The organism is Mesorhizobium sp. M7A.F.Ca.ET.027.02.1.1, from assembly GCF_004022985.1.
Lineage (GTDB): Bacteria > Pseudomonadota > Alphaproteobacteria > Rhizobiales > Rhizobiaceae > Mesorhizobium.
In genome coordinates this window covers 1-1,451 of the sequence record NZ_RZOL01000734.1, presented here as the reverse complement: position 1 = coordinate 1,451, position 1,451 = coordinate 1, and the positions used below count along the sequence as shown (strand labels likewise).

The following is a 1,451-nucleotide window of genomic DNA, read 5'->3' as shown; positions in this document are numbered from 1 at the left end:
GTCACGCTGATTGACGCGGGTACTGTAAGCGACATGTCGGCAGCGCAGGCTATCAACCTGGACCTCTCCGACCTAGGAAAGGAGGGCTTGCATGGGTTGCTGGACGGTACAGCTACAACCGGCGGGTTTTTTGCGGAGATCCGGGCACCCTTCGCGATCGTGGAAATGTCGTCCGACTTCGACGACTGGAAGGCCGTAATCGACTGGGTACTCTCGACGGGGACGCTAAGCCGCAGCGAACTGAACATGCCTGGCGATGAGGCAATTCGCAAATTTGCATCCATACGGGAAGAAATCGAAAAGCTTCTTGGTCCCCCGCGTGCCCTCAAAATTCACGGCAGCTATGCCTTGGGTTGGGATTTAAGCGATGTGCACCTGTCCAAGAAGCTCAAAGAAAAGCTAGAGGGTGTGAAGAAGGCTAGTTATCGAAAGATAGCAAGTAGATATGAAAGAGAGGCATTCTCCTCTCTCCATGGTGTGTGCTCCACGCTTAAGGACAAAATCCTGGACATAGCGACGGGAGAAACCGGATGTGAAGGGCTTTCAAAATGACCGCTAGGTTAGCGTGGGTAGCCTCGGTTCTATTCCTGTGCGTGACAACCGCGGGCACGTCGACGCATGCGGCTGATATCCCTGCGGGAATGGTCGATTTTGACCGTCAGGTCGGCTTCAGGGAGCCATTGCTGACGCCCGTTTTCAGAGCGTTCAATGACGACCACCTCTACTTCGTTCTGCCAAATGTGTTGAGCCTGGACGCGCTACCGACGGGGGCACCGGACATGACCCTCGCCTACGACAAGGCCGGGGTCGGTAAGGATGCCTTTCTTTCACTGTCTGGCACGGTAGGCTTCGCAAGCGATCATGCGAAGGCAAAGGACGAGATCAAGTCGGATGATCCTGCTGCGCGCTTCGTAGTGCTGGAACCGTCCGAGTTTTCGTTCAGTGTGAAGACGCCGGGAAGCGATGGGCGGGATGCCATCATCAATTCGGCTCAGATCGACAGTGCAGGACACTTTGAGGTATTCGCCAAAGTCGACGATATCACCAGCCGCATACTGCTCCTGCCCTCATCCTATAAGTTCGACGCGATTGCTGTGATCTATGGACCGGTCTATCGAGGCGTGGTCCGGAATTCAGCCGGGACGCCGGAGATTCAGGTGAGGCCCTACTCCGTCGGTATGGTGGCCGGCGGCGGCTGCGCGCTTTCGCCCGAACGCTATCAAAGCTGGGCCACAAAGCAGGTCGGTTGTAAGCACCCGCAGTACCCGAGGAAGCTCATCCGGGAGATACAGTCCCCGCTGAAACAAGCTGGCCTCTATGCGGGGGGTGTCGATGGAATTTTCGGACCCTTCACGGAGAAAGCCATCCGTGAGTACCAGAAATCTCAGTCACTCTTGATCGACGGCATCCCGTCCTGGGAATTGGCCGACAAGATCAACGGGCCGCAGGAG

The 1,451-nt window shown here is 56.4% G+C and carries 2 protein-coding genes; both read left to right on the top strand.

Features of this window, described 5'->3' with window-relative positions:
- Positions 1–552, top strand: a 552-nt coding sequence (locus tag EN749_RS38015; RefSeq protein WP_189367967.1) for a hypothetical protein, incomplete at its 5' end; no start/stop codon positions are given.
- 89 nt (positions 553–641) lie between these two features.
- The coding region (locus EN749_RS35695; RefSeq protein WP_210214760.1) for a peptidoglycan-binding domain-containing protein at positions 642–1,451 on the top strand (810 nt) is incomplete at its 3' end.